This window comes from Bradyrhizobium sp. ORS 375 (assembly GCF_000239775.1).
In the GTDB taxonomy this organism is placed as follows: domain Bacteria; phylum Pseudomonadota; class Alphaproteobacteria; order Rhizobiales; family Xanthobacteraceae; genus Bradyrhizobium.
In genome coordinates, this window is the sequence record NZ_CAFI01000121.1 from 1 (window position 1) to 25,280 (window position 25,280).

The 25,280-nt window shown below is 66.8% G+C and carries 23 protein-coding genes and 1 pseudogene; 11 read left to right on the top strand and 13 right to left on the bottom strand.

All coding sequences use genetic code 11. From position 1 onward, the window contains the following. From BRAO375_RS10670 to BRAO375_RS10680, 3 genes and pseudogenes are all read left to right on the top strand, one after another. Positions 1 to 278: pseudogene (locus BRAO375_RS10670) on the top strand (hypothetical protein); the annotation flags it as partial. A 117-nt stretch (positions 279 to 395) separates the two neighbouring features. Further along, entirely contained in the window at positions 396 to 653 is a 258-nt protein-coding gene (locus BRAO375_RS10675) for a hypothetical protein (protein WP_009027478.1), read from the top strand. Positions 654 to 710: 57 nt separating this feature from the next. Continuing rightward, positions 711 to 2,531, top strand: a complete 1,821-nt coding sequence (locus BRAO375_RS10680) for a S8 family serine peptidase (RefSeq protein ID WP_009027479.1) — start codon at positions 711 to 713, stop codon at positions 2,529 to 2,531. A 130-nt stretch (positions 2,532 to 2,661) separates the two neighbouring features. Here BRAO375_RS10680 and BRAO375_RS10685 read toward each other — a convergent pair whose 3' ends face one another. Further along, positions 2,662 to 3,387, bottom strand: coding sequence for a LuxR C-terminal-related transcriptional regulator (locus tag BRAO375_RS10685; RefSeq protein ID WP_009027480.1), 726 nt, complete (start codon positions 3,385 to 3,387; stop codon positions 2,662 to 2,664). Between the two features lie 423 nt (positions 3,388 to 3,810). Between BRAO375_RS10685 and map the strand changes: the two genes are divergently transcribed. Continuing rightward, the gene (map, locus tag BRAO375_RS10690; RefSeq protein WP_009027481.1) at positions 3,811 to 4,635 is read left to right on the top strand and encodes a type I methionyl aminopeptidase; all 825 of its coding nucleotides are present in this window, start codon (positions 3,811 to 3,813) and stop codon (positions 4,633 to 4,635) included. Between the two features lie 45 nt (positions 4,636 to 4,680). Here map and BRAO375_RS10695 read toward each other — a convergent pair whose 3' ends face one another. Continuing rightward, the gene (locus BRAO375_RS10695) at positions 4,681 to 5,748 is read right to left on the bottom strand and encodes a DUF3616 domain-containing protein (protein ID WP_009027482.1); all 1,068 of its coding nucleotides are present in this window, start codon (positions 5,746 to 5,748) and stop codon (positions 4,681 to 4,683) included. 188 nt (positions 5,749 to 5,936) lie between these two features. On the opposite strand from BRAO375_RS10695, the gene BRAO375_RS10700 reads away from it, so the two are divergent. Then, complete coding sequence (locus BRAO375_RS10700) at positions 5,937 to 6,740, top strand: intradiol ring-cleavage dioxygenase (RefSeq protein ID WP_009027483.1); 804 nt, start codon at positions 5,937 to 5,939, stop codon at positions 6,738 to 6,740. Here the strand turns inward: BRAO375_RS10700 and BRAO375_RS10705 are convergent, their stop codons facing one another. Together BRAO375_RS10705 and mddA are read right to left on the bottom strand one after the other, a co-directional pair. Further along, the gene (locus BRAO375_RS10705; RefSeq protein ID WP_009027484.1) at positions 6,741 to 7,931 is read right to left on the bottom strand and encodes an MFS transporter; all 1,191 of its coding nucleotides are present in this window, start codon (positions 7,929 to 7,931) and stop codon (positions 6,741 to 6,743) included. It lies immediately after the preceding gene. Between the two features lie 203 nt (positions 7,932 to 8,134). Further along, on the bottom strand, positions 8,135 to 8,914 hold the full coding sequence (gene mddA / locus BRAO375_RS10710; protein WP_009027485.1) for a methanethiol S-methyltransferase: 780 nt from the start codon (positions 8,912 to 8,914) through the stop codon (positions 8,135 to 8,137). 141 nt (positions 8,915 to 9,055) lie between these two features. Here mddA and BRAO375_RS10715 point away from each other — a divergent pair, with 141 nt between their 5' ends. The 3 genes from BRAO375_RS10715 to radC all read left to right on the top strand — a co-directional run bounded on the left by BRAO375_RS10715 (position 9,056) and on the right by radC (position 11,989). Next, positions 9,056 to 10,627 (top strand): bifunctional AfsR/SARP family transcriptional regulator/alpha/beta hydrolase, encoded by a 1,572-nt coding sequence (locus BRAO375_RS10715; RefSeq protein WP_009027486.1) that lies wholly within the window; start codon positions 9,056 to 9,058, stop codon positions 10,625 to 10,627. 45 nt (positions 10,628 to 10,672) lie between these two features. Beyond that, entirely contained in the window at positions 10,673 to 11,212 is a 540-nt protein-coding gene (locus BRAO375_RS10720; RefSeq protein ID WP_009027487.1) for an MAPEG family protein, read from the top strand. 66 nt (positions 11,213 to 11,278) lie between these two features. Further along, positions 11,279 to 11,989 carry a RadC family protein gene (gene radC / locus BRAO375_RS10725; protein WP_009027488.1) on the top strand — a complete coding sequence of 237 codons (711 nt, stop codon included), beginning with the start codon at positions 11,279 to 11,281 and terminating at the stop codon, positions 11,987 to 11,989. A 37-nt stretch (positions 11,990 to 12,026) separates the two neighbouring features. Here radC and BRAO375_RS10730 read toward each other — a convergent pair whose 3' ends face one another. After that, positions 12,027 to 12,752 carry a Crp/Fnr family transcriptional regulator gene (locus BRAO375_RS10730; protein ID WP_009027489.1) on the bottom strand — a complete coding sequence of 242 codons (726 nt, stop codon included), beginning with the start codon at positions 12,750 to 12,752 and terminating at the stop codon, positions 12,027 to 12,029. 309 nt (positions 12,753 to 13,061) lie between these two features. Between BRAO375_RS10730 and BRAO375_RS10735 the strand changes: the two genes are divergently transcribed. Beyond that, positions 13,062 to 14,735, top strand: a complete 1,674-nt coding sequence (locus BRAO375_RS10735; protein ID WP_009027490.1) for a methyl-accepting chemotaxis protein — start codon at positions 13,062 to 13,064, stop codon at positions 14,733 to 14,735. Between the two features lie 78 nt (positions 14,736 to 14,813). Beyond that, positions 14,814 to 15,527 (top strand): hypothetical protein, encoded by a 714-nt coding sequence (locus BRAO375_RS10740; protein ID WP_009027491.1) that lies wholly within the window; start codon positions 14,814 to 14,816, stop codon positions 15,525 to 15,527. 9 nt (positions 15,528 to 15,536) lie between these two features. Here BRAO375_RS10740 and BRAO375_RS10745 read toward each other — a convergent pair whose 3' ends face one another. After that, a complete protein-coding gene (locus BRAO375_RS10745) occupies positions 15,537 to 16,397 on the bottom strand; it encodes a DMT family transporter (RefSeq protein ID WP_009027492.1) in 861 nt (286 codons plus the stop codon). 108 nt (positions 16,398 to 16,505) lie between these two features. Here BRAO375_RS10745 and BRAO375_RS10750 point away from each other — a divergent pair, with 108 nt between their 5' ends. After that, positions 16,506 to 17,915 carry an aminotransferase-like domain-containing protein gene (locus tag BRAO375_RS10750; protein ID WP_009027493.1) on the top strand — a complete coding sequence of 470 codons (1,410 nt, stop codon included), beginning with the start codon at positions 16,506 to 16,508 and terminating at the stop codon, positions 17,913 to 17,915. 49 nt (positions 17,916 to 17,964) lie between these two features. Here BRAO375_RS10750 and BRAO375_RS10755 read toward each other — a convergent pair whose 3' ends face one another. The 7 genes from BRAO375_RS10755 to BRAO375_RS10785 form a co-directional block, all read right to left on the bottom strand. Further along, the gene (locus BRAO375_RS10755; protein WP_009027494.1) at positions 17,965 to 18,294 is read right to left on the bottom strand and encodes a YMGG-like glycine zipper-containing protein; all 330 of its coding nucleotides are present in this window, start codon (positions 18,292 to 18,294) and stop codon (positions 17,965 to 17,967) included. 105 nt (positions 18,295 to 18,399) lie between these two features. Beyond that, positions 18,400 to 20,052, bottom strand: a complete 1,653-nt coding sequence (locus BRAO375_RS10760) for a PAS-domain containing protein (protein ID WP_009027495.1) — start codon at positions 20,050 to 20,052, stop codon at positions 18,400 to 18,402. A 149-nt stretch (positions 20,053 to 20,201) separates the two neighbouring features. Further along, a complete protein-coding gene (locus BRAO375_RS10765) occupies positions 20,202 to 21,848 on the bottom strand; it encodes a PAS-domain containing protein (RefSeq protein ID WP_009027496.1) in 1,647 nt (548 codons plus the stop codon). 136 nt (positions 21,849 to 21,984) lie between these two features. After that, positions 21,985 to 22,584: an AprI/Inh family metalloprotease inhibitor gene (locus BRAO375_RS10770; RefSeq protein ID WP_009027497.1), complete on the bottom strand. Its 600-nt coding sequence runs from the start codon at positions 22,582 to 22,584 to the stop codon at positions 21,985 to 21,987. A gap of 89 nt (positions 22,585 to 22,673) precedes the next feature. Beyond that, the gene (locus tag BRAO375_RS10775) at positions 22,674 to 23,657 is read right to left on the bottom strand and encodes a 2-hydroxyacid dehydrogenase (RefSeq protein WP_009027498.1); all 984 of its coding nucleotides are present in this window, start codon (positions 23,655 to 23,657) and stop codon (positions 22,674 to 22,676) included. Further along, positions 23,657 to 24,472 (bottom strand): ABC transporter permease, encoded by an 816-nt coding sequence (locus BRAO375_RS10780; RefSeq protein ID WP_009027499.1) that lies wholly within the window; start codon positions 24,470 to 24,472, stop codon positions 23,657 to 23,659. Before BRAO375_RS10780 ends, BRAO375_RS10775 begins: the two co-directional genes overlap by 1 nt. Then, positions 24,469 to 25,269 carry an ABC transporter ATP-binding protein gene (locus BRAO375_RS10785; protein WP_035639908.1) on the bottom strand — a complete coding sequence of 267 codons (801 nt, stop codon included), beginning with the start codon at positions 25,267 to 25,269 and terminating at the stop codon, positions 24,469 to 24,471. The genes BRAO375_RS10780 and BRAO375_RS10785 overlap by 4 nt, the downstream gene beginning before the upstream one ends. Positions 25,270 to 25,280: the final 11 nt, after the last annotated feature.

Genomic DNA, 25,280 nt, shown 5'->3' on the forward strand with positions numbered 1-25,280 from the left:
TGCTGCCGTTCGACGCAGCCCCTGAGCTCGCCCCGCAGGGCCTGCTCGGCGGCTTCCTCGGCAGCACGCTGGGCGGTCTCGGCGGCGGCTTCATCGGCAAGGCGCTCGGCAACCGCAATCTCGGCCACACCATCGGCAGCACCGCAGGCGGCGTGCTCGGCTCGATCCTGCCGTTCGACGCCAGCCAGCAGATGGCGCAGAACGCCTGGTCCCAGAATAATTGGGGCAACGTGCCGATGGCCCCGGTCTATCCCTACCAGGGCGTTACCTATCACTGACCCCGTGTCAGGCGGCGTGAGGCTGCACTCAGACGTTGCAAGTGTCCGGTTGCAGTGTCCCCCGGGCGGCTCGATAGTCGGCCGGGGGAAACACCGAAGACCGTGAGGACAACCATCATGACCGACAACTCCATCCCGAACGGATCCAGCGACGAATTCATCGTCGCAGGACGCAGCACCTCAGACACATCCCACCTCACCGCGTTCGAGGACGCGTTGAAGGAGATCGCCGGCGCCTCGATCGTTGCGCGAGGCGGCCGTCCCGACCAGCCGCACCTGGTCGTCAATCTGACGTCGCGAGACGCCGAGCAACTCAAGTCACGCTTCGGCACAGCGCTGATCATCGAGCGGAATGCAAAGCTCAGTCCGTTCTGACCGGTCAACGCCATGCGCCGATCCAACAAGCGACAGAGATCCAAGGAGAGAGACGCTATGGCTGACAACAATGCGAGCGATAATTCTTCCGGAAAAGGCAATAACGGCCGCGGCAATGCCGCGCCGAACAAGGCCGAGGCGGCGTCGCCAACGGTGGAGCCCACGGTCAAGGCGCGGCGATCGCGCTTCCTGGTCGCGGCGCGCCCGCTGCCCGGCGTGCAGCCGATGGCGGTCGACGCAATCGCGACGACGCTGAACAACATGCCGGACGTGCAGATCATCAAGCAGGTCAAGCCGAGCGGCTTCGGCGCGTTGTCCGCCGGCGGCGGTGGCGGCGGCATGCCGGAGATCGTGGTGGCCGAGATGGATCCGGCCCGCGGAGCGGCGCTGCGGGCCAGCGCGCCGCCGAACGTGATCGTCGAGCACGATGCGCTGCTGCGTCACGCCGATGATCTGTCGATGGCGTTCAACAATGCGATGACGATGCAGCCCGGCATCGGGATCGACGTGCGGCTGCGCGTCGTCGGCACGACCGGACAGCCGCTGCCGAAGGCGACGGTCTATGTCTACGGGCTCGGCTTCCCTGGCCAGGGCGTGACCGACGACAGAGGCGAGGTCACGGTGACGGTGTTCGGTGGACCGCTGGAGACGATTCAGGCGATCTACGTCAAGCCGTCGGCGAACTACTGGGATCGCATGTTCGAGCGCCCGGCGCTGTCCGACGGCGTCAACGTGCTGCAGCTGCAGCCGTTCGCCGCGACCTTCCAGGGTTTCCCGCAGTCGCCCTATGTCGGCTGGGGCCAGCAGCTGATGAAGCTCGACCAGATCGATGCGTCGCTCACCGGCCAGGGCGTGAAGGTCGCGATCATCGACTCCGGCTGCGACAGCAGCCATCCGCAGCTGACGCACGTCACGCGTGGCATGGACTTCACCAACAACAAGGATGCCGCGAGCTGGACCCGGGATACGATGTCGCACGGCACGCATTGCGCCGGCATCATCACGGCGGCGACATCAGGCCAGTTGAAAGCCGTCCGCGGCTTTGCGCCAGCAGCCGAGGTGCACGCGCTGAAGGTGTTCCCGGGCGGCCGCTTCAGCGACCTGATCGACGCGCTCGACCAGGCGATCGCGCGCGGAATCGACATCGTCAACATGAGCCTCGGCAGCAGCGAGCAGTCGGAGCTGGTCGCGCACAAGCTGATCGAGGCACGGCAGGCCGGCGTGGCGTGCATCGTCGCGGCCGGCAATGCCAGCGGGCCGGTGCAATTTCCCGGCAATCAGCCGTCGGTTCTCACCGTGTCGGCGATCGGCAAGCTCGGCGAGTTTCCCGATGACAGCTATCACGCCCGCACGGTCGTGCCGAACATGGTGGCGGGCGCGATGTTCTCGCCGCGCTTCACCTGCTTCGGACCGCAGATCGCGGTCGCCGGGCCAGGCGTGGCGATCGTATCGACCGTGCCCGGCGGCGGCTACGCGGCCTGGGACGGCACCTCGATGGCGACGCCGCACATCACCGGCATGGGGGCACTGCTGCTCGCGCATCATCCGGTGTTCCGTGACGCGGCGAAGGCGCGCAACGAGCAGCGCGTGACGCAGCTGTATCAGCTGCTCGCCAGCGCCGGCGTGCGCTATCTCGGCGATCCCACCCGCGAGGGCGTCGGCGTGCCGGACCTGCAGCGCGTCGCCGGCCTCGGCGCCGCCGCCCAGAGCGGCAACATGGCGACCGCATCGACCGCGCCTCAGCTCGGCGCCAATCTGAGCTTCGGCGTGCCGTACCAGGGCTCGCCGTTCGCCAACGCCTATCTGCAGCCGGCCCAGATGATTCATCCGGCGCTGCTGCAAAGCTTCCTGCAGATGCGCAGCGCCGGACTGGTCTGACAATCTGCGTCACCTGGCTGCAACACGATCCGCCGGCGGCAGCGCCGGCGGATACCGATTCGATTGATGTTGCCTATGACGAGCGATATGCGGCGCGAGCCGTCGATCGCGCGGCCAGCCGACGAACCGCTCAGCGAAGGTGATGCGCCCGCAGCCGATGAGCGGCCTGGTTGCGACGGCGCACGTTGAGCTTTTCGAGGATGTTGTGCACGTGGTTCTTGACCGTGCCGACCTCGATCCGGAGATTGCGCGCGATCTCCTTGTTGGACAATCCGACCTCGATCATCTGCAGGATCTCGCATTCGCGCGGCGTGAGCTCGCCGAACCGCGGCTTGGCTGCAGGCAGGGACTGAAGCGGCTCGGGCTGCTCGTCCGGCTCGGCCACGATCGAGATCTGATCGCTGGGGATCGGCTCGCTGCGGCAGCCCGCGGTCAACCGGTCGACCTGACCAATGACATCGTCGATCGACCCGTCGCGTGGCACACAGCCGGCGATGCCGCGGCCGATCGCCGACAAGGCCGGCGCCACGATCTCCGGCACGCCGATGGCGAGGATCTCGAGATCCGGCTGCGCACGCAGCAAGGTGGTGGCGCGATCGAGACCGTGCCATTCGCCGACGTCGAGCAGCACCAGATCCGGACGGCTCGACGTGACCAGACTGAGTGCGCCCCGATGATCGACGGTGTCGATCACCTCGAGCCGATCGTTCTGTCCGAGCCGCGCACCGAGGGCTTCCCGGAAGAAGCGCGTTTCGCTGACGATGAGAATGCGGGTCCTGCCGGCGACCGCGTCGGCCATCTCGGTCGCGAGGGCGGGAACCGGTAGAATGCCGAACTCGACGGCGCGTCGCGACATGGAAAACTCCCAATTGCAAAATGACTGCAGCGGTCCTGCGGGGACGTGATCAAGACGTGCCCTGGCAGAGACGGGGTGGATTGCAGATGAAATGATGCTGGGAACTGAACAACCTTTGGGCGAAATCTGCCCCCCAATCATGACAAGAACGTGGTCGGGACTGCTGGGCGGTTCGTCGCAGCTTCCGGCCAAAATCCGGTATGATGCTGCCTTGTATGTACATCTGCGCGGTCTCCTCACCAACGGAACATGGACTTGCAAATGCACCTACAGGGTGTGTCGCAACACAACATCAAAACGTTCGACAATTTGTGACCGGAACTGACGCGTGGAGGCCATGATGTGAGCGTCCTCACAGGCGGCTTGCGCCCGACGGCGCGATCATTAAATTAGGCGATCACCCCACGAGAACGAAACAGGCCCATGAGCTATATCGAAGCGACCGACACTGCTGCGCGCAAGAACGGCCAGATCAAGCTGCATGGCCCGAGCGGCTTTGCCGGCATGCGCAAGGCCGGCGCGCTGGTGTCGAAGTGCCTCGATGCGCTGACCGACATCGTCAAGCCGGGCGTGCCGACCTCACGCATCGATGATGTCGTGCGCGACTTCGCCTTCAGTCATGGCGCCTATCCGGCGACCTTGATGTATCGCGGCTATCGCTACTCGACCTGCACGTCGATCAATCACGTGGTCTGCCACGGCATGCCGAACGACCGGCCGCTGAAGGAAGGCGATATCATCAATGTCGACGTCACCTTCATCGTCGACGGATGGTACGGCGATTCCAGCCGCATGTATGCGATCGGCCCGATCTCCCGCAAGGCGGAGCGGCTGATCGAGGTGACCTATGAATCGATGATGCGCGGCATCGCCGCGGTGAAGCCCGGCGCCACCACCGGCGACATCGGCCATGCCATCCAGAGCTTCGTCGAGCCGCAGGGCATGAGCGTGGTGCGCGATTTCTGCGGCCATGGCCTGGGCCGGCTGTTCCATGACGAGCCGAACATCATCCATGTCGGCCGCCCCGGCGAGGGCGTGCTGCTCAAGCCCGGCATGTTCTTCACCATCGAGCCGATGATCAATCTCGGCAAGCCGCATGTGAAGATCCTGTCCGACGGCTGGACCGCCGTGACGCGCGACCGCTCGCTGTCGGCGCAGTTCGAGCATTCGGTCGGCGTCACCAATGACGGCGTCGAGATCTTCACGCTCTCCGAGCGTCACGGCGAGAAGCCGCTGACGCAGGTGTGAGCCCGCCGGGCGGGACACGTCAACGCGCCGGTGCCGGCGCCTCGCTCAGTTGCGCTTGGGCTTCGGCAGATCGACCGCGCCGCGATGCGGCGCGCCGTTTGGCAGCGAATCGAACAGCACGATGAAGCTTACACGGTCGGGATTCGCTTCGAGCACGGCCAATCCTTCAGCCTTTCCGACGGCCGGCTTCCCCTCGATGGTCTGCTCGACGGCCGCGAGCGTGCCCAGTTCCTCCGATGCCCCGCTCGCGGGATCGACGACGAACAGCTTGAACGGGACCTCCGGGCCATGCGGCGCACCCGCGAGCACCAGCAGGCGGCCATCCGGCAGCGCCGCCAGATCCCGGATGCCGCGCTTGTCGAGCTTGACGGCAACCGGCTTCGGCTTGGCAACACTGTGCTCGTGTCCCGCCGCAAACAGGTCGGAGACGGTGGCCGGCACGAGATAGGCGCTGTCGCCGATGACCGGCGCGCGCAGGCCAAGCCACAGTTGGTCGCCTTGCGCGGCGATGCCCTCGATGTTCAGCCCATTCGCGGATTCGAGATCCCTGCCGAAGAAGTCGCCGACCGGCGCCGCCTGCCGCAACAGATCGGACACGCGATAGGTCGTCTCCACGTCTCCTGAAGCCGCCGGATCGGCGCTCACGCGCGCGAGAATGAAGGATGACAGCCGGAACTTGCCCTTCTTGCGCGAGCAGCCATGCGAGCCGATCACGTAGTAATAGGGGTCCGCATAGGCCACGCCTTCGCCGTCGAGATCATCGAAATCGTCTGGCGTCTTGCAAGTGACCTCCGGCGCGGCGCCGAGCGTTTTCGTGCTCGGCTCCTTGCCGATCAGTGTCACCATGGCGCCCGCCGTGATCCGATCGCCTTCGAGCATGGCCCGCTGGGCCTTCCGGTTCTCGTCATTGATCAGCAGACAACTGCGCTTGTCCTGTTGCGGCGCCAGGCAGGCGATGCCGCTGAGATCCTCGGCCGTCTTGTCGGACTTCTTCTCGAATGTGCCCGACACGTCGATCTTGGTGAGTGGAATGGTGCCGCCCTGCGCAGCAACCAGCGCCGTGCTGCCGTCGATGACCATCAACGCAACGAGAATTGCGCATGCCAATCGCATCATGACCTCCCGAGAATGAACGCGTGCTGAAAACAACCGACGATTGCACATGGATCGCCGAGCCGCAATGACGCGTTTGGTCACGCCCATTCCAGGTCTCGCGGCCGCTATGTGGGAGAGCAGAGCCGGTCCGATTGTTGCCATGCAACAGTGATTTGACTGCAGCATCACCATGCACGGAGGCGCTCTTGGCGAACGCAACCCGCCGCGGCTTTCTTGGACTCGTCTCCACGAGCGCCGCGCTCCTCGCACCTTCGGCGCGGGGTGCGCCGGAGCAGGGAACGCCAGCAGCCGGCGCTGACGATGCCTGCATCCTCACTCCGCAATCCGAGTCAGGTCCCTATTATCTCGACCCGAAGCTGGTGCGCGCCGATATCGCCGAGGACCGGCCCGGCGTGCCGCTGGCGTTACGCCTGCGCGTGATCGAGGCCGGCGCCTGCACGCCGATTGCGGGCGCGCGGGTCGACATCTGGCATTGCGACGCACGCGGTCTCTATTCGGGCTATCCGGGCCAGAGCGACACCCACAAGCTCGACCAGAGCGGCAAGACTTACTTGCGCGGCACGCAGATGGCCGACGCGACGGGATGGGCCGGCTTCAACACCATCTATCCCGGCTGGTATGCCGGCCGTGCCACCCACATCCACTTCAGGGTGTTCGTCGACGAGGCCACGGTGCTGACCGGGCAGACCTTCTTCCCCGAGGCACTCAACGAGTTCATCTACACCAACGTGCCGGACTACACGGGACGGCCGAAGCAACGGCTGGTCATCAACGCCAACGACCGCGTTGCCACCGACGCCGATCCCGACCATCGCGCCTATTGTGCCGTGAAGGAGGAGCGTGACCGCTATCTCGCGACCCTCACGCTGGCGGTGAGCCGGCAAGCGGCCAAGCCGGTCGAAATGCCCACCGGAAAGCTGCCGCCGGCGCCGTGGATCAAGGACCGGCTGGCCGCATTGGTGCCCGGGCTGAAGCGCAAACCGTTCTGATCAGTTGCGCTCGGTGCACTGATAGGCCAAGGCGGCGAGCGGCAGCGCGGTGCCGAGCGCGGCCGCAAGCGTCCAGCCGCCATGCGCATAGGCCCACGCGCCAACGCCGGAGCCGGCCGCGCCGGCCACGAAGAAGGTCGTCATGTAGAGCCCATTGAGCCGGCTGCGCTGGCTCGCGCCGAGCACGAACAGCACGCGATAGCCGAGGATCAGGCTGAGCTGGGCGCCGCAATCGATCGCAATCGCCGCGACCACCAGCAAGCTCAGCGACCATGTGGTTCCGAGCGGTGCGAACAGCGTCAGCGCGAATCCGCCCGCGCACAGCAGCATCGAGACAATCGTCGCCGGCCGCGTCCAGCCGCGGTCGGCGATCCGGCCGGCCACGGGAGCCATGATGGCGCCAGCGACGCCGACGAGCGCAAACAGCGCGATGCCGGTCTGGGACATGCGGAAGTCGGGCCCGGCCAGCAGCAGCGGCGAGGTCGTCCAGAACACGCTGAAGCAGCCGAATAAAGCCGCCTGGTACAGCGCGCGGCGACGCAGCACCGGCGTGTCGCGATAGAGCTGAACCATCGAGCCGAGCAGCTGGCCATAGCTCAGCCGCGCCTGCGGCTCGCGCGGCGGCAGCGCCACGCGCAGCACGACGGCCAGCGTCAGCATGGCGACCGCCGAGGCCGCGTAGATCACGTGCCAGGAGGCATGCGCGGCGACGAAGCTCGCCAGCGGCCGCGCCAGCATGATGCCGAGCATCAACCCGGTGGTGACGTTGCCGACGGTGCGGCCGCGGATCGCCTGCGGCGCCATGTGACCCGCATAGGGGATCAGGATCTGCACCGCGACGGAGCCGAACCCGATCAGCAGCGCGGAGAGCAGAAAGGTCGAAGGCTGCGTTGCCAGCGCGGCGCAAACGAGCGCCACGGCGCCGACGACGATGGTGGCGATGACGAGCTTGCGGTTCTCGATGAGGTCGCCGAGCGGCACGACCAGCAAGAGGCCGGCGCCGTAGCCGATCTGGCTCATCGTGACCAGCAGGCCGGCGAGCTGCGGCTTGAGGCCGAGATCGGCGCTGATCGGCCCGATCAGCGGCTGTGCATAATAGATGTTGGCGACGATCAGCCCGCAAGAGAAGGCGAGCAGCAGAGTGATCCAGGCCGACAGCGAGTCGCCGGAATCGGACGTGATGGTGGTCAACGGGAACGTCTCCAGGCGGGACCGTCAATCAGTGCAGCACGGCCTTGACGCCGTGAAGCCCCGATTTTGCATCGCAGCATTCAAGCCGGACATAGGTCCTGAAGGTCCACTGCGCCAGTTCACGTCTGCGTGGGCGCGACAGCGCGCAGGCTGCGCAGCGACAAGCCGCGAGCCTGCGCGAGGAGCGATGGCTGCACCGGCAGCTAGCTGCTCCGCTGCGCCTCGGTCTCCGCCTCCGCACTCCTCCGGCCGACGATCAGCCGCGGCAGCAGCATCGGAACCTGCTGGCGATAGCGCGTATAGGTCTCGCCGAACGCGGCGATCAGGTCGCGCTCCTCGAGCTGCACACCGGCGAGGATGTATCCCGTGCTGAGCGCCGCGAACAACAGATGGCCGACGCTCATCTCCGGCGTCGCCCAGAAGGCGATCAGGAAACCGAGCATCAGCGGATGGCGGACCAGGCGATACAGCAGCGGCGTCTTGAACGGCTGACCCGGCGTTTGCGTGCCGCGCAGGGCGGAGAAGCCCTGGCGCAATCCAAACAGATCGAAGTGGTCGATCATGTAGGTCGAGCTCAGCGCGATCAGCCAGCCGAGCCAATGGATGCCGATCAGCAGGTGCGCCGCCAGACCCTCGATATGCCAGACCGGCATGGGGATCGGCCGCCACTGCCAGAACAGCAGCAGCAGAACGAGGCTGGACAGCAGCACATAGGTGCTGCGCTCGGCTGCGGACGGGATGATGCTCGTCCACCACCGTTTGAACGCGGGCCGGGCCATCACGCTGTGCTGAAGCGCGAACAGCGTGAGCAGCAGCACGTCGACGACGACGGCCTCGGCGACGCTTCCCGCGGCGCCGCTGTCGATCGTCTTGGCGCCGAGCTGGCCATAATTGCCGACGAAGGCGAGCGCCCAAGCAAAGGAGACAAGAAAAATTGTATAGCTCGCAATGGCATAGAACATGATGAGGAGACGTGCGAACATGGATGCTCTCCGGTTGTGCAGCCGCGCCATGGGCGCGGCGGGATCGGTCGATCCCGAGCCCGCGCCGCGATCGAGCCTGAGCGCTATCAGGCGACCGTCCCCCGAGCGTCCCCCGACGCCGTCATAGCAGGTCTCGTCACGATGCCCCGGTTCAGCATCCGCACCTTCGGCTTTCCGGAGATCCGTCGGGACGACCAGATTTGCTCGCTGTCGCTGCGCAAGGGCTTGGCGCTGCTGGTGCATCTCGCCGAGGCCAAGGTCGCGGTCGGGCGCGACGTCGTCGCCACGATGTTCTGGCCTGACAGCCCCGAGGAGGTGGCGCGCGCGCGGCTCCGCCGCCTGCTGCATCGGATCCAGCTCGTGCTCGGGGACGGCTGCCTGACCGTCGACCGTGCGACCATCCGCTGGGCGGCGACGGTCGAGTTGGAGGTCGATTCTCAAGCCTTCGAGGCGGCCTGCGATCGCGGCGAATTCGCGCGTGCGTGCGGCCTCTACACCGGTGATTTTCTCGACGGCTTCACCCCCGGCGACTGCCCGGCATTCGACGAATGGGCGTTCTTTCGCCGCGAGGCGCTGCGCGGACGCGTGGTCCAGGCGCTGGAGCGGGTGGTGCAGGATGCGGGCGCGGCCGGCGACCACGCCACCGCCGTCAGCCATGCAAGGCGGCTCGTCGCGCTCGATCCGCTGAGCGAGGTCTATGGCCGCGCTTTGATCCGCAGCCTGATGCTGTCGGGCGATCGCGCCGGCGCCGAGCGTCACCTCGCGGCGCTGACGCAATGTCTGCACGACGAGCTCGGTGTGACGCCGGAGGCGGACACGCTGGCCCTGCTCAAGCAGGGCGCAGCGATGCTGGAGGGGGCCACGCCGCCGACCCGCTATGTCGGCAAGGACGGCATCCATCTCGCCTATCAGACCTATGGCAGCGGCCCCGTCGACATTCTGCTGCTGCCCGGCTTCGTCTCCCATGTCGAGCGCGTCTGGGAGGAGCCGCGCTGCCGGGCGCTGCTGTCCGCGCTCGCAACCATGGGACGCCTGATCCTGTTCGATCGCCGCGGCGTCGGACTGTCCGACCGGGTCGGCTTCAGCCCCGACCTGCAGGCCACCGCGCAGGACATCGCGACCGTGCTCGACGCCGTCGGCAGCCGGCGCACCGTGCTGCTCGGGGCATCCGAGGGCGGACCTGCCTGCATCGCCTTCGCGGCCGCTCATCCCGCGCGCGTCGCGGGGCTGATCCTGTTCGCCTCGCTGGCAAAGGGCAGCGCGACCCCGGACTATCCGTTCGCACTGCAGGCCAGCCAATACGGCCTATGGCTGCAGCAGCTCGTCGCGGAATGGGGCGGCCCCGCCGGCATCGAGACCTTCGCGCCCAGTCTCGCCGGCGATCCGCAGGCCCGCGCCTGGTGGGCCGGCCTGCTGCGGGCGGCATCGAGTCCCGGCGCGATCAAGGGCCTGATCGAGTCGCTCAGGGATACGGATGTGCGGCATCTGCTCGGACAAGTCTCGGCACCGACGCTGGTGCTGCACCGTCGCAAGGACCGCGCCGTGCTGATCGGCGCCGGACGTCATCTCGCCAGCCATATCCCGGGGTCGACATTCGTCGAGCTCGACGGCGCCGATCACTGGATCTTCGCCGGCGACCAGAAGCCGGTCCTCGCCGCCGTCGCGACCTTCCTCAATCGCCTTCCGGGATCGGCACGATGGCGGCACGGTTGAGACCGATGTAGTCCGGGACGGGGCAGCAGGAGGACATCGATCACCATGGCGGATGACGCAGCATTTCGTCGTGAGCAGCGCCAAGTCGCGGCCGGCATGGCCGCAGCCGCGCTGACCGGCATCGTCGCCATCGGCCTCGCGCTGGCGCACAGCGGCAGCCCGGCGCAGCCCGCAGCAGAGCGGCTGGCGCTGGCGCTCCGGCTCGATCTGTTCGTGGTCGTCTGGCTGCTCGCCGCCATCGGCAACGTGGCGCGTCTGCGCTTCTTCTCCGTGCAGGACATCGCCGGGGCTGCGACGACCGTCGCGAGCGAGGCCGTCCGGCGCGGCAACGCCATCCTGCAGAACACGCTGGAGCAGGTGGTGCTGGCGGTCGCGGTGCATCTCGGCCTGGCGGCCACCCTGGCCGATCCGGCGCCGCTGCTGACCACGCTCGTGGCGCTGTTCGGCCTCGGGCGCCTGCTGTTCTGGCTCGGCTATGCCCGGGGCGCGGCGGGCCGCGCCTTCGGCTTCGCGCTCACCTTCTATCCGACGGCCTTCGCGCTGCTGATCGGCCTCTTCCTGGTGCTGACCGGGCGCGCCGCCTGACGGATAGCGCGCGGGCGCCGACACTTCGAGGTTGCAAAACCACGCGGTCGCGGCATGCTGGCACCGATGCCGGACAAAGCCCTCCCTTCCGAAGACAAGCCCGAGACGCCGCATTATCACGGCCATCGCCAGCGCTTGCGCGAGCGCTTCCATAGCGCCGGCCCGGAGGCACTCACCGATTACGAGCTGTTGGAGATGGCGCTGTTCGCGGCGCTGCCGCGGCGCGACGTCAAGCCGCTCGCCAAGGCCCTGATCAAGACCTTCGGCTCGTTTGCCGAGGTGATCCACGCCCCAGAGACGAGGCTGCGCGAGTTCGACGGCATCGGCGACGCCTCGATCACGCAGCTCAAGCTGATCGCGGCGGCGGCGCACCGCATCGCCAAGGGCGAGGTCCGGCAGAAGCATGCGCTCGCGTCGTGGCAGGAGGTCATCACCTATTGCCGGACCAGCATGGCGTTTGCCGACAAGGAGCAGTTCAGGCTGCTGTTTCTCGACAAGCGCAACCAGTTGATCGCCGACGAGGTGCAGCAGACCGGCACGGTGGATCACACGCCGGTGTATCCCCGCGAGGTGATCAAGCGTGCGCTCGAATTGTCCGCCACCGCGATCATCCTGGTGCACAACCACCCGTCCGGCGATCCGACACCGTCGCAGGCCGACATTCGCATGACCAAGACTATCGTCGAGATCGCCAGGCCGCTCGGCATCACCGTGCACGACCACATCATCGTGGGCAGGAACGGGCATACCAGCCTGAAGGGCAGCGGGTTGATGTGATCGGGCGATCCGGCCCGGCCATTCGGCCGGCGCAGATTCAACCACGCGCCGCGGCGCGCTCGCAGGCCTGCACGTCGTGGAAGGACACGGTGCCGTCGGACACGGTCATCACGCCACTCTCCCGCAACTGGGACAGCACGCGGCTGACATGGACCGTGGTGAGGCCCACGGCATCGGCGATATGCTGCTGGCGTAGCGGAAGCGGATAGCGGCGGTTCTGCGTCAGGCCTTCCGGCACCAGCTTCTTCATCACGCTGAGAACGAGGAACGCGATCCGACCCTGAGCCGAGCGCCGGGCCAGCGCCGCGGTCAGATCATACGCATCGCGCACCTCCGCGATCAGCACATCCAGCACCAAGGCCATCAGTGCCGGCGTCGCCAGGCATTTTTCGCGCAAGCTGGCGGCTGAGTAGCCGCAGAGCTGAAGATCCGTGAGCGCTTTCACCGGCGTGTCGATCTGCGGCACGGCCAGGCCCGAGAACGCGGCTTCCGTCGACACGAGCTGGCTTGGCAGAACGAGCCTCACGATCGAGCGGCGGCCATCGGGAAGAATGCGATACCTGAACGCCCATCCGCTGCACAGGATGAAGGCCCGTGCGGTCGAGCGCTCGAATTTGGGCACCTGCTGGCCGGCTGCGACCGTGACGAAGCGCTGATCAAGGGCCGCGCGATCGGCCGCATCACCCGTCGCAGCGATAATGGCCTCGCAGAGTCCTCCGGCAGGGCACGAGAGGCACCTGCGGGCCTGCTCCGGGAGCGCCATTCGACTGACCTTTCGGTGCTCCCTGCGCGCGCCATTGCCGCCGGAGCTTGTTAGTCGCCGAATCTCACAGCCAACAGCGCTGATCAATAACATGGATCAAGCGCGTCGGCTTAATTTTAATAAAATGATGTCTTATCATTAGTTGGACGCGCGCATACCGCGCCGATGACGAACGACAGCAATGAGCCTGACGCGAGCTTATCGTGTCACACCGGATTTCTACGGGGCCGTCGCACGTGGTCGCGACTGCACGGTTCGGCACCACTCGTCCCCCGCGCTATCATGCCCAGTTGAAGGACCAAGCTCCAGATGTTTGCACGCAAGACCGCCACGGACGCCGACGCCAAGCTCGCCGCCATCGGCCGCTCCGCGGCGATGATCGAGTTCGACATGGACGGCACGATCCGCACAGCGAACAAGAACTTTCTCGATGCGCTCGGCTACCGCCTGGAGGAGATCGAGGGCAAGCACCATTCGATGTTCGTGGCCGCCGATCAGCGCGACACGCCCGCCTATCGCGAGTTCTGGGCCAGGCTCAATCGCGGTGAATACCAGGCGGCCGAGTTCAAGCGCATCGCCAAGGACGGCCACGAGGTCTGGATCGAAGCCTCCTACAACCCGGTGCTCGATCGCAACGGCAAGCCGCATATCGTCGTCAAGATCGCGACCGACATCACCGCCAAGAAGATCGCGAGCCTGAAGGATGCCGGCAAGATCGCCGCGCTCGACCGCTCGCAGGCGGTCATCGAGTTCGGCATGGACGGCACCATCGTCTCCGCCAATGAGAACTTCCTCAAGGCGCTGGGATATGAGCTGCGAGAGATTCAGGGCCGCCATCACAGCATGTTCGTCGAGCCCGCGGAGCGCGACAGCGCCGCCTATCGCGAGTTCTGGGCCAAGCTGAACAGGGGCGAATATCAGGCAGCCGAGTACAAGCGGATTGGCAAGGGCGGCAGGGAGGTCTGGATTCTCGCGTCCTACAACCCCGTCTTCGATGAGAAGGGCAAGCCGATCGCCGTCGTGAAGTTCGCCACCGACGTCACGGCCACGAAGCTGAGGAATGCGGATCTCGCGGGTCAGATCGCGGCGATCGGCAAATCGCAGGCCGTGATCGAATTCAACATGGATGGCACGGTGATCGCCGCCAACGAGAATTTCCTCAAGGCGCTGGGCTACACGCTCGAGGAAATCCGCGGCAAGCACCACAGCATGTTCGTCCCTCCGGACGAGCGCGACAGCACCGCCTATCGCGACTTCTGGGCCAAGCTGAACCGCGGCGAATACCAAGCCGCCGAATACAAGCGGATCGGCAAGGGCGGCAGGGAGGTCTATATCCAGGCCTCCTATAATCCGATTCTCGATCTCAACGGCAAGCCGTTCAAGGTCGTCAAATACGCGACCGACGTGACGCGGCAGGTCCTGGTGCGGATGGGCAATGAGCGTGTCCGCGGCATGATGGAGTCGGTTGCGGCCGGCGCCGAGGAGCTCAACGCCTCGGTGCGCGAGATCTCCGAGGCCATGACCAAGTCGCGCGAGACGGCGATGCGCGCGGTCGACCGCGTCGGCGCGGCGGATACCCAGGCGCAGAATCTCTCCAACGCCACCCAGGCGATGAGCGGCATCCTCGATCTCATCGACAACATCACCGGCCAGATCAACCTGCTCGCCCTCAACGCCACGATCGAGTCGGCGCGCGCCGGCGAGGCCGGGCGCGGCTTTGCCGTGGTGGCGTCCGAGGTCAAGAACCTGGCGACCCAGGCCAAGCACGCCACCGACAAGATTGGCAAGGAGATCGAAGGCCTCAACAGCATCTCCGGCGGAGTCGTGCTCGCGCTCGGCGAGATCAAGCAGGCCATCCATAACGTCAGCGAATACGTCACCTCGACCGCAGCGGCCGTCGAGGAGCAGAGCACCGTGACCACCGAGATGTCGAACAGCATGCAGCGGGCCGCAGCCGAGGCTTCCAAGATCGCTGCGGGATGACGGCACCGATGAGACGGCTTGAACCGCCCCTCGCGACAACGGCACCAACCCTGGTGATCACGCGCGCGAGGATTGAAGATGCGAGCCGCCATTATCGGAGCATTCTTCGGCGTTCTGACGGCGACAAGCGCCGCCGCCTATGACGCCTACGACCCGGCCAACTGCAACGGCATCGGCTGGGACGATGCGCGGCCGCTCACGGTTGCCAGCGTGAGCGGGGCGCAGCGCGTCAATTTCGTCAAGAGTCCTTACGACGACGATTTCAAGGCCGCAGGCTGTCCCGCGCTGACGGAGGCGTGCCGGAAGAAGAGCTATCTCGTCACTGGCGACCTCGTGCTGGTGGGCCGGACGCAAGGCGATTTCACCTGTGTCAGCTATCAGTCGCCTCGCGCACGGACTCAGGCCTGGACCAACGGCTGGCTGCCGCGAACGGCGCTCGCGACCGTTACGCCGATGGCCCAGCCCGCGTTGCGCGACTGGACCGGCGACTGGGTGCACCCGGGCGGCGGGCTCACGATCAGCGCGGCCGGCGGAGGCCGGCTCAGGATCGAAGGCGACCAGGTGGTGCCGGCGGGGCGCGATCTGAACAACGGCTCGCTCGCCGCCACCGCCGAGCCGAAAGGCGGGCTGATCGCCTTCGTCGAGGACGGCACGACACCATTCGAGCGGCCGAACGCCGGGGACGAATGCCGCGTGCGCCTGCAGCGCATCGGCGCGTTGCTGCTGGTCGAGGACAACGCGGACTGCGGCGGTGCCGGCGTCAGCTTCACCGGCCTCTATCACCGCAAATAGCAGGCACGTTCACGCCCAGCGGCGCGCCATCGCGACGCAGAGCACGACGACGGCCGCCGCGCCGAGCATCGTGGCGGACACCGGCTCGTTCAGCAGCAGGCTTGCGAAAGCGAGGCCGAGAAACGGCTGCAGCAGCTGCAGCTGGCCGACGCTGGCCGTGCCGCCGCGCGACAGGCCGCGGTACCAGAAGGCGAAGCCTATAAACATGCTGAAGACGGAGACATAGGCCAGGCCGAGCCAGGCCGGCGCGCCGATCGGCTGTACGACCACCGGCCATGTCAGCAGCGTCAGCGGCAGCATGACGGGCGCCGACAGCAGCAGCGCCCACGAGATCACCTGCCAGCCGCCGAGCCTGTGCGTCAGCAGCGCGCCCTCCGCATAGCCGAGGCCGCAGACGATGATCGCGGCGACCATTGCGAGATCTCCGGTGAGCGACGCGGCTCCGCCCTGCGACAGCGCAAAGCCGGAGACGGCCGCGGCGCCGAGACAGGCGAACAGCCAGAACAGCGGCCGCGGCCGCTCCCCGCCGCGCAGCACGCCGAACGTCGCGGTGGACAGCGGCAGCAGGCCGATGAAGACGATCGCATGGGCCGAGGTGACGTGCTGAAGCGCGACCGCCGTGAGCAGCGGAAAGCCGACGACGACGCCGAGCGCGACGATGGCAAGCGAGAAAAGCTCGCGCCGTCCCGGCAGCGGCTGGTGCAGCCCTGCGAGGCAGAGCGCGGCGAGCCCGGCCGCGAGCGAGGCCCGCGCGCCGGTCAGGAACAGCGGCGCAAAGCCGTCCAGCGCGGCGCGGGTCGCCGGCAGCGAGCCGCTGAAGATCGTCATGCCGATGGCGCCGCTGCCCCACCCCTCGATCGATCCCTTCATCGATTCAGCCCTCCTTCGCGCGCTCTGCTTTAACCTCTCACGCCTTGCGAGGGCAGTCACAGATCAATACAATCTCGACAAACTGTACTATCATAATCGGTGATACACTTGAGCCCGACGGGGTCCGATACGCGCGCGGCCGGGGTGAGAACCACGGCGGTGGCCGACGCCATCCGGCAGCGGCTGAAGACGCGCGTGCTCGTTCCTGGCCAGCGCCTGCCCTCGATCCGGGCCTTCGCCACGACCATGGGCGTCGCGCCGGCGACCGTCGTCGAGGCGTATGATCGGCTCGCGGCCGAGGGCATCATCCGGGCCCGGCGAGGCTCGGGGTTTTATGTCACGGAAACGGCGCAGTCGCCGCTCGCGCTCGCCGAGCTCGAGCCACGCCGGCCGCGCGCGATCGATCCGTTCTGGGTGTCACGGCAGTCGCTCGATGCCGACGCCGGGACGCTGACGCCGGGCTGCGGCTGGCTGCCGGCGGACTGGATGCCTCAGGAGGGGCTGCGCCGGGCCGTCCGCGCGCTGGCCCGCAGCAGCGGCCCCGGTTTGACTCATTACAGCCCGGCGCGCGGCTCGGCCGCGCTACGCCGCGTGCTGCAGGGCCGTCTTGCCGGCATCGGCATCGAGGCCTCGGGCGATCGGCTGCTGCTGACATCGTCGGGCACGCAGGCGATCGACCTGATCTGCCGCATGCTGCTGCGACCCGGCGATACCGTCGTGGTGGACGATCCCTGCTACTTCAACTTCCTGGCCCTGCTGCGCGCCCATCAGGCGCGGATCGTCAGCGTGCCGATGACGCCGAACGGTCCGGACATCGCGCAGTTCGAGGCGATGCTCGCGGCCGAGCGGCCGCGGCTCTACATCACCAATTCGGGCCTGCACAATCCGACCGGCGCGACCCTGTCGTTGCAGACAGCACACCGGCTGCTCAACGCCGCGGCCGCGCATGACATGATCATCATCGAGGATGACATCTACGGCGACTTCGAACCGGAGCCGTCTCCGCGGCTGGCCGCGCTCGACGGGCTCACGCGCGTCATCCTGATCGGCAGCTTCTCCAAGACGCTGTCGGCATCGATCCGGTGCGGCTACATCGCTGCGCGCGCCGACTGGATCGAACCGCTGATCGACCTGCAGATCGCGACCGGCTTCGGCGGGCCGGGACAATTCGCCGCGGAGACGCTGACGCAGGTGCTGACCGGCGGATCGTACCGCAAGCACGTCGAGGAACTGCGCGCGCGGCTTGCCCGGGCGCGTCCGCGCGTCGCCGCACGGCTGCAGCGCCTCGGCATCACGCCATGGCTGATGCCGCGCGGCGGCTTCCATCTATGGTGCAGGCTGCCGGACGGATGCACAGCGATCGCGGTCGCGCAGGCGGCGCTCGCTGACGATGTGGTGCTGGCGCCGGGCGACGTGTTCAGCGCGGCGCAATCAGCCGCCACGATGATGCGCTTCAACGTCGCGCATTGCGACGATCAACGGGTGATGGCCGCGCTGGAGCGCGCAGTCAAACGATGAGCCGCGCGGGATCCGCGCGGCCCGATCGAAGACGACGGTCGAAGGATTCTCAGTAGCAGTAGCGCGGATGCGCGCGGACCCAGGATCCGTCGCCACGCTGCAGATAGCAGCCGTTGCGATAGGCGTAGTAGCCGCCCCGGCGACGCTCGCCATCGGCCGCGATGGCCGCGCCGGTGCCCGCCCCGATCACCGCGCCGATTGCGGCACCGCGGCCGCCGCCGATCGCGCCGCCGAGGATCGCACCTCCGGCACCTCCGAGGATTGCGCCACCGAGCACGTCCTGCGCGGCCGCCTGATGCAGCGGCGCAACGGTCGCGAGCGCCAGCAGCGCAGCGGCACTGAAGCGGGTGGCAAGGGGAATCCCCAGACGTCGGATCATGAGCAGGCCTCCGTTCCGGGCACGCTAGTCCGCCCGGGTGGGCCGTTCTTGATGCAGATCAAGGCGCAGTCAAGGCAGCAGAATCCCGGAATTGCCCGCTTCGGCTCACGCCGCGGCGCGCTGATCGAGCGTCCGGTCCTCGATGATGCTGAGCAGGAATTTCGGCTCATCACCGTCGATCACCACCGGCAGCCGACGCATGACGACCTCACGCATGCCATTGCCAGGTGTCGCGATGCTGTGCGCCCGCGGCACTGGATCGGCCGCATTGGCGAGCATCTCGCGGTCGATGCTCTCGAGCTGAGCTCCGGTCGGCTCCGGGAACAATTCGCTCGCAGTGCGGCCCAGGATGGCCGCGCGTCTCAGGCCCAGCAGCGCCTCGGTGGCGCGGTTGACGAACACGTAGCGCAGGCTGCGCGCATCCATCGCGAGCACGGCCTGGGGAATGTTCTCCAGCAGCACGGCGAGGAAATATTCGGCGCGCACCAGCATGCGCTCGTTGCGCCGATGCACGGTGAAATCCTCATGCGTGGCAACCCAGCCTCCGCCATCCATCGGCCGCTCGGAGATGCGGATGACGTGATCGTCAGCCAGCTGGACCTCGGTGATGGAGGGCCTGCGTGCCTTGATCCGCGACATCAGTTCGTCGAGATACTGCTCGACATCGCCGGTGAACACACCACTCTTGACGCGGTGGCTCAGGATCTCGCGCATCGTTGCGCCCGGCTTGGCGACGGATGCAGGCACGCCGTAGATATTTCGATATTGCTCGTTGACGACCAGCACGGTCCCGGTCTTGTCGAGCATGATCAGGCCCTGCGCCATGTTCTTCACGGCGGCTTCCAGGCGCCACTTGCCGGTGAGCGCGCGCTCCTCGAGCTCTTCGCGCTCGCGGGTGAACTCGGCATGCTCGCGTTCCACCTCCTGGCCTTGCAGCTCCAGCTCGCTGACGCGCGAAGCGGCGTCCTGATAGGCCTGGACCGCCCGCGCCACCTGGCCGATCTCGTCATCTCGCTTGGCATAGGGGATGACGAGCTTGATCCGTCCGCCGGCGATCCGGCCGGTGGTTCGCGCGATCTCCAGCAGGGGATTGACGATCGTCCGATGCAGGAGATAGGCGGCAACGCCGGTGAAGACCATGAGCACGGCGCCGAATGCGAACAGGGTCAAAGAGACCCATCGGCTCTGATCGGCCATCGCCGCGATGGTCCGGGACCGAACCTCATAGACGCGCGCGAGCCGCTCCAGATCCTCGTTGAGGGCGGTTCGCACGGCGCGGTTCTCGTCGTTGTCGCCGAGCTCGCGGGCCGCCGTCGAGCCTACCGCCAGCGTACGCCGCGCCATCTCCCTGCGGAACGCGACGAACTGATCGATCCGGCGCTTGAACTGCCCGAACAGCTCGGCGTCCTCGGCGCGCACCAGCTCCTGCCAGTCATCCACCGCCTTGACCAGCTCGACGCATTTCTGCAGCAGCGATTCGGCATAGCGCCGTGCAACGTTGCGCTCCGGCGACATGTAGATGCCGCGCGATTCCATCACGACGGCGTAGATCAGCGCATTGGTGCGCTCGATCTGCCGGTTGGCGCTGTTGGCATTTCCCAGCAGCTTCGTCAGCTGGCGCTGCTCGTGGAACGAATACAGGGCCCCCGACATCAGCAGTGCGATGAGCACCGCGAACACCGCAGCGCCGCCGGAAATGCGGTCCTTGACACTGAAGGTGGTGAACCGCGCCTGCAGATCACGCCATGCGGTCATCATGGCTCGCTCCTCATTTCGGGAGCTCATCGCAGCAGCAATTCGTAAAGGGAGAATACGGGCGAGCGCGTGTGCAGGCGAAGTGCGATTAACTTGAAACAAACCCGCGACACCTGGCTGGCCGGCCGGATACGCCGCCGCCCCGGCCAGGCTCATGCTGCAGCGCGCTGATCCTGGGTGTGATCCTCGACGATGCTGAGGAGGTATCTCGGCTCGCTCTCTCCGACGGACACCGGCAGACGGCGGACCACGACATCGCGCTTGCCGTTGCCGGGCGTCTCGATGCTGTGCGCCTTCGGCGTCTGGTCGGCCGTTTCGTTGAGATGATCGCGGTCGAAGCTTTCGAGCAGCTCGCCGGTCGGCTCGGGGAACAGCTCGCGCGCGGCACGGCCGATGATCTCGGAGCGCGGCAGGCCAAACAGCGCCTCGGTGGCGCGGTTGACGAATACGTAGCGCAGCGACTGCGCGTCCTTGGCCACGACCGCCTGCGGAATGTTTTCCAGCAGCGCCGCCAGGAAATATTCGGCCCGCGCCAGCACCCGCTCATTGCGCCGCTGCGTGGTGAAGTCCTCATGCGTGGCCACCCAGCCGCCGCCATCCATCGGCCGCTCGGAGATGCGGATGATGCGGCCGTCGGCAAGCTCGACCTCGACGATCTCCGGCCTGCGCTCCTTCATGCGCTCGCGCAGCGCGGCGAGATAGTCCGACGGCTTCTCGCGCAGCAGGCCGAGCTTGGCGCGATGCGCGAGGATCTCGCGCATATGCGCGCCGGGTCTCGCGACCGAGGCGGGAACGCCGTAGAGCTTGCGGTACTGGTCGTTGACCATCAGCACGTAGCCGAAGCTGTCGAGCATGATCAGCCCCTGCGCCATGTTGGCGACCGCGGCGTCGAGCCGCTGCTGGCTGCTGATCGCGCCCTGCTCCAGCCGCTCGTGCTCGCGCAGGATGTCGCTGTACTGGCGCTCGATCGCGACCTCGTGCTCCTCGAGCTCCTGCAGGCGGAACGCATTGTTCTGATAGGTCTCGACGGCATGCGCGACGCGCCCGATCTCGTCCTGCCGATGGGCATGCGGGATCTTCAGCTTGATACGGCCGGCGGCGATGCGGTCGGTGACGCGGGCGACGTCGAGCAGCGGCATCAGCACGCCCCAGCGCATCGCCAGCGCGGCGGCGGCGATCAGCGCCACGATGAGCAGACCGAGTCCGCCCAGATAGAGCGAGGCCATGCCGCGCTGATCGGCCGCCTCACCAAGCTCGCGTGTGCGATCGGCATAGAGCCGCGACAGCCTCTCGAGATCCTCGTTGAGCGCGGTCCGCACCGCGCGGTTCTGGTCATTGTCGCCGAGCTCGCGGGCCGCCGCCGAACCGACCGAGATCGTGCGGCGCGCCATCTCGGTGCGAAATTCGACGAACTGATCGATCCGCTTCCTGAACGGAGCGAACAACGCCGCATCCTCGTCGCTGACCCGGGCTTGCCAGTCTTCGACGACCTTGCTCAGCTGCGCCAGCTTGACGAGCTGGGAATCGGCGTAGCGTCGGGCGACGTTGCGATCGACCGACATGTAGATGCCGCGCGACTCCATCACCACGGCATAGATCAGCGCGTTGATCCGCTCGATGTTGCGGGAGGCCTCCGACAGGGTTTCGAGCCGATCATAGAACAGCCGCTGCTCGCGCAGGGCCGACAGCGCGCCGAGGGTCGAGAGCATGACGAGGACGGCAAAGGCAGCGGCAGCGGCGCTGATCTTGTCGTTGAGGCTGAACGACGGCAGCGAAAGGGTGAACCTGCGCAACAGCATCTGCATGGCTGGCTCCCGACGTTGGGACAACCATCAGACGCAAAACCCGTAAACAACACGTTCCAATCATGGAACCAAGCCGCAACGAAGCGTTAACCGGGGTTTCGCATTCGTTAACGCGGCCGAGCGCGCCGCCTCATTGCCGAAGCATGATCAGCGGATTGGCGCTATCCGGCACCAGTCGCCATTGCGCATTGTCGTCGGCCTCGAACTTCCAGGTCTCGCCGCGCGCCGACATCAGCATCATCTGGCCGTGCTCGAGCCGCCACTGCGTCGGTGCGAAAGCTGCGACCGCGGGATCGCATTTCGGCTTCACGAACACCTGAAAGTTGTCGTTGCCAGCCTCCGTGTTGGTCAGCACCAGGCTGCAGATCACAGCGCCGTTGCCGCGGACCATGGCCCAGTCGCCGATCATCTGATCCATCGACTTGGCGAGCGAGCGCGCCGCTGCCAGGTTCTGCAGGATGTAGACGCCCTCGCCCTGGCGCAGCCCTTCGAAGATGCCGGCCTCGACCTCGGTGAAGTCGATCACCGCCTCGCCATTGGCGGATTGAAGGCTGACGATGTCGCCGAGCCCCTTCACGTTCCAGCCGGCGATATCCTTGGTGAAGGGCAGCGCCGTGGCGCAGCTCGGCTCCATCTCGAGCTTCAGCCCGCGCGAGGCCGCGTCGGGCTTGAATGTCATGACACAGGTCTTGCTGCGCTCGGTGGTCGCAAGCTCCCATTGTCCGATCATCGCCTTCTTCAGGCTCGCCGCATCCTGCGCATTCGCAGGAGCGGCGGCCACGGACGACAACGCGATCAGCAATGGGAGCAGGTGTTTCATCAGCGGTCTTTCACCGGCGTTTCCGGAACGGGCGTCAGCGGCGGCTTGCCGGCAAACCAGACCTTGAGGTTGTCGACCACCAGCTGATCCATCGCGTTGCGGGTTACGATGGCAGCCGAGCCGATGTGTGGCAGCAGCACGACATTGTCCATCGCCTTCAGCGCGTCGGGCACCGCCGGCTCCTTCTCGAACACGTCGAGACCGGCCGCCAGAATGGTGCCGGACTTCAGCGCATCCACGAGCGCCGCCTCGTCGATCACCGAGCCGCGGGCGACGTTGACGACGACGCCGCGGGGGCCGAGCGCCTTCAGCACCTCGGCATTCACGATCTTGTTGGTGCCGGCGCCGCCGGGCACGATCACGACCAGCGTATCGACGTCCCTGGCCATCTGCAGCAGATCCGGATAGTGCTTGTTGGCGACGCCCGGGGCCGGATTGCGCGAGTGATAGACCACCGGCACCAGCGAGGCTTCGAGCCGGCGCGCGATCGCCTGGCCGATGCGGCCCATGCCGACCATGCCAACGGTGCGGTCGCGCAGCGAGCCGACGCTGAGCGGATAGGCCTTCGCGCTCCATTCACCCGAACGTACGAAGCGGTCGGCCTTGATGAACTCGCGGCAGGTCGCGATCAGCAGGCCGAGCGCGACGTCGGCGACCTCCTCGGTGAGCACATCAGGCGTGTTGGTGACGATGATGCCGTGCTGGCCGGCATGCGCGGCCGCGATGTGATCATAGCCGACGCCGAAGCTCGCGATCATCTCGAGCTTGGGCAGCATCGCCATCACGGCGGCATCGGTCTTGACGGTGTGGAACGTCACCGCGACGCCGCGGATGCGGCCCTTCACATCGGCCGGCAGCGCTTCGAGATCGGCCTGCGTCGTCGCATGGTGCACGTTGAAGCTGTCCGGGAACCCCTTCTCCAGGATCGGCCGCAGCGGCCCATAGATCAGAACATCGACCTTGTCAGACGAAGTGGCCGCCATCAGCTATCCTTTCCAAGCGCGCTCTCATGCCAGCGCCGCAAAACGAGGTGCGAAACTAGCGCCAGCAAGCCATAGATGACAATCCCGGCCACCGACAGCAGCACCAGCGCTGCGAACATGCGGGGTATGTTGAGACGGTACCCGGATTCCGCGATGCGATAGGCGAGCCCCGAGCCCGCACCGGCGCTGCCGGCCGCGATCTCGGCAACGACCGCGCCGATCAGCGACAGGCCGCCGGCGATGCGCAGGCCGCCGAGAATGTAAGGCAAGGCGGCGGGCAGTTTCAGATAGCGCAACGTCTGCCAGCGCGAGGCGCCGTAGAGCTGGAACAGCCCGGCGAGATTGCGATCGACCGAATTGAGCCCGAGCGCCGTGTTCGACAGCACCGGAAAGAAGCCGACGATCCACGCGCAGGTCACGACCGCGGTCTGCTGCGGCAGATAGATCAGCAGCAGCGGCGCGATCGCGATCACGGGCGTCACCTGCAGCACGACGGCATAGGGAAACAGCGCCCATTCCAGCCATCGCGACTGGTTGAACAACAGCGCCAGCGCGATGCCGCCGAGCGCCGCGGCGATGAAGCCTTCCAGCGTCGTGATCAGGGTCGTCAGCAGCGACTGCGCCAGAATGTCCCAGTCGTTGATCAGCGTCTTCAACACCAGCAATGGTCCCGGCAGCACGTAAGGCTGGATGCCGTTGAGGCGCACCACCAGCTCCCACGCCGTCATGGCGGCGATGAAGACCACGGCCGGAAAGACGAGGCTCGCCAGCCGCGCCCCGGAGACGAATGCGCCTCGCTCACGCAGCTCGCTCACAGCGCATGCACTCCGGTATAGGCCGGCGCCAGCGCATCCGAGACGCGGCGGCAAGCATCGGCGTAGGCCGGCGAGGCACGGAATGCATCGTCGCGCGTCGCGGCCTCGATCCGGATCTCGGCGCTGAGCCGCCCCGGCCGCGCCGTCATCACCAGCACGCGCTGCGACAGATAGACCGATTCGAACACCGAATGGGTGACGAACAGGACGGTCATGTTGAGGCTGCGCCACAGCGCCAGCAGATCGTTATTGAGTCGAAAGCGCGTGATCTCGTCGAGCGCGGCGAACGGCTCGTCCATCAGCAGGATGTCCGGCCGCGTCACCAGCGCCCGCGCCAGCGACGCCCGCATCTTCATGCCGCCGGACAATTCGCGTGGAAACGCGTCGCCGAAGTCGGCGAGCCCGACCTGCGCCAGCGCCGCATCGATACGCGGCTGTGCCTCGGCCGCCGGCACATGCGCGAGCTTCAGCGGCAGGCCGACATTGTCGCGCACGCTGGTCCAGGGCATCAGGGTCGGCTCCTGGAACACGAAGCCGATGCGATGGCCCGGATGCGTCGTGGCGGATGCCGCGGCGATGTCGAGCGCGCCGCTGCTCGGGTCGGCGAGCCCCGCGATCAGCCGCAGCGCCGTCGACTTGCCGCAGCCCGAGGGACCGAGCAGCGACACGAACTCGCCCTTGGCGATCGACAGATCAATCGGCCCGAGCGCGGCGACGCCGGAGTCATAGACCTTGGTGACGCCGCGCAGGCGCACCGCGATGTCGACGGCACGCACGGACGAAGGGGACGAGCTCATCTGCCGACAGC

Excerpts from the sequence above, each read along its gene's own strand:
- BRAO375_RS10675 (WP_009027478.1), top strand. The coding sequence starts at position 396 with ATGACCGACAACTCCATCCCGAACGGATCCAGCGACGAATTCATCGTC.
- BRAO375_RS10680 (WP_009027479.1), top strand. The coding sequence starts at position 711 with ATGGCTGACAACAATGCGAGCGATAATTCTTCCGGAAAAGGCAATAAC.
- BRAO375_RS10685 (WP_009027480.1), bottom strand. The coding sequence starts at position 3,387 with ATGTCGCGACGCGCCGTCGAGTTCGGCATTCTACCGGTTCCCGCCCTC.
- map (WP_009027481.1), top strand. The coding sequence starts at position 3,811 with ATGAGCTATATCGAAGCGACCGACACTGCTGCGCGCAAGAACGGCCAG.
- BRAO375_RS10695 (WP_009027482.1), bottom strand. The coding sequence starts at position 5,748 with ATGCGATTGGCATGCGCAATTCTCGTTGCGTTGATGGTCATCGACGGC.
- mddA (WP_009027485.1), bottom strand. The coding sequence starts at position 8,914 with ATGTTCGCACGTCTCCTCATCATGTTCTATGCCATTGCGAGCTATACA.
- BRAO375_RS10715 (WP_009027486.1), top strand. The coding sequence starts at position 9,056 with ATGCCCCGGTTCAGCATCCGCACCTTCGGCTTTCCGGAGATCCGTCGG.
- BRAO375_RS10720 (WP_009027487.1), top strand. The coding sequence starts at position 10,673 with ATGGCGGATGACGCAGCATTTCGTCGTGAGCAGCGCCAAGTCGCGGCC.
- radC (WP_009027488.1), top strand. The coding sequence starts at position 11,279 with ATGCCGGACAAAGCCCTCCCTTCCGAAGACAAGCCCGAGACGCCGCAT.
- BRAO375_RS10730 (WP_009027489.1), bottom strand. The coding sequence starts at position 12,752 with ATGGCGCTCCCGGAGCAGGCCCGCAGGTGCCTCTCGTGCCCTGCCGGA.
- BRAO375_RS10735 (WP_009027490.1), top strand. The coding sequence starts at position 13,062 with ATGTTTGCACGCAAGACCGCCACGGACGCCGACGCCAAGCTCGCCGCC.
- BRAO375_RS10740 (WP_009027491.1), top strand. The coding sequence starts at position 14,814 with ATGCGAGCCGCCATTATCGGAGCATTCTTCGGCGTTCTGACGGCGACA.
- BRAO375_RS10745 (WP_009027492.1), bottom strand. The coding sequence starts at position 16,397 with ATGAAGGGATCGATCGAGGGGTGGGGCAGCGGCGCCATCGGCATGACG.
- BRAO375_RS10755 (WP_009027494.1), bottom strand. The coding sequence starts at position 18,294 with ATGATCCGACGTCTGGGGATTCCCCTTGCCACCCGCTTCAGTGCCGCT.
- BRAO375_RS10760 (WP_009027495.1), bottom strand. The coding sequence starts at position 20,052 with ATGATGACCGCATGGCGTGATCTGCAGGCGCGGTTCACCACCTTCAGT.
- BRAO375_RS10765 (WP_009027496.1), bottom strand. The coding sequence starts at position 21,848 with ATGCTGTTGCGCAGGTTCACCCTTTCGCTGCCGTCGTTCAGCCTCAAC.
- BRAO375_RS10770 (WP_009027497.1), bottom strand. The coding sequence starts at position 22,584 with ATGATCGGACAATGGGAGCTTGCGACCACCGAGCGCAGCAAGACCTGT.
- BRAO375_RS10775 (WP_009027498.1), bottom strand. The coding sequence starts at position 23,657 with ATGGCGGCCACTTCGTCTGACAAGGTCGATGTTCTGATCTATGGGCCG.
- BRAO375_RS10785 (WP_035639908.1), bottom strand. The coding sequence starts at position 25,269 with ATGAGCTCGTCCCCTTCGTCCGTGCGTGCCGTCGACATCGCGGTGCGC.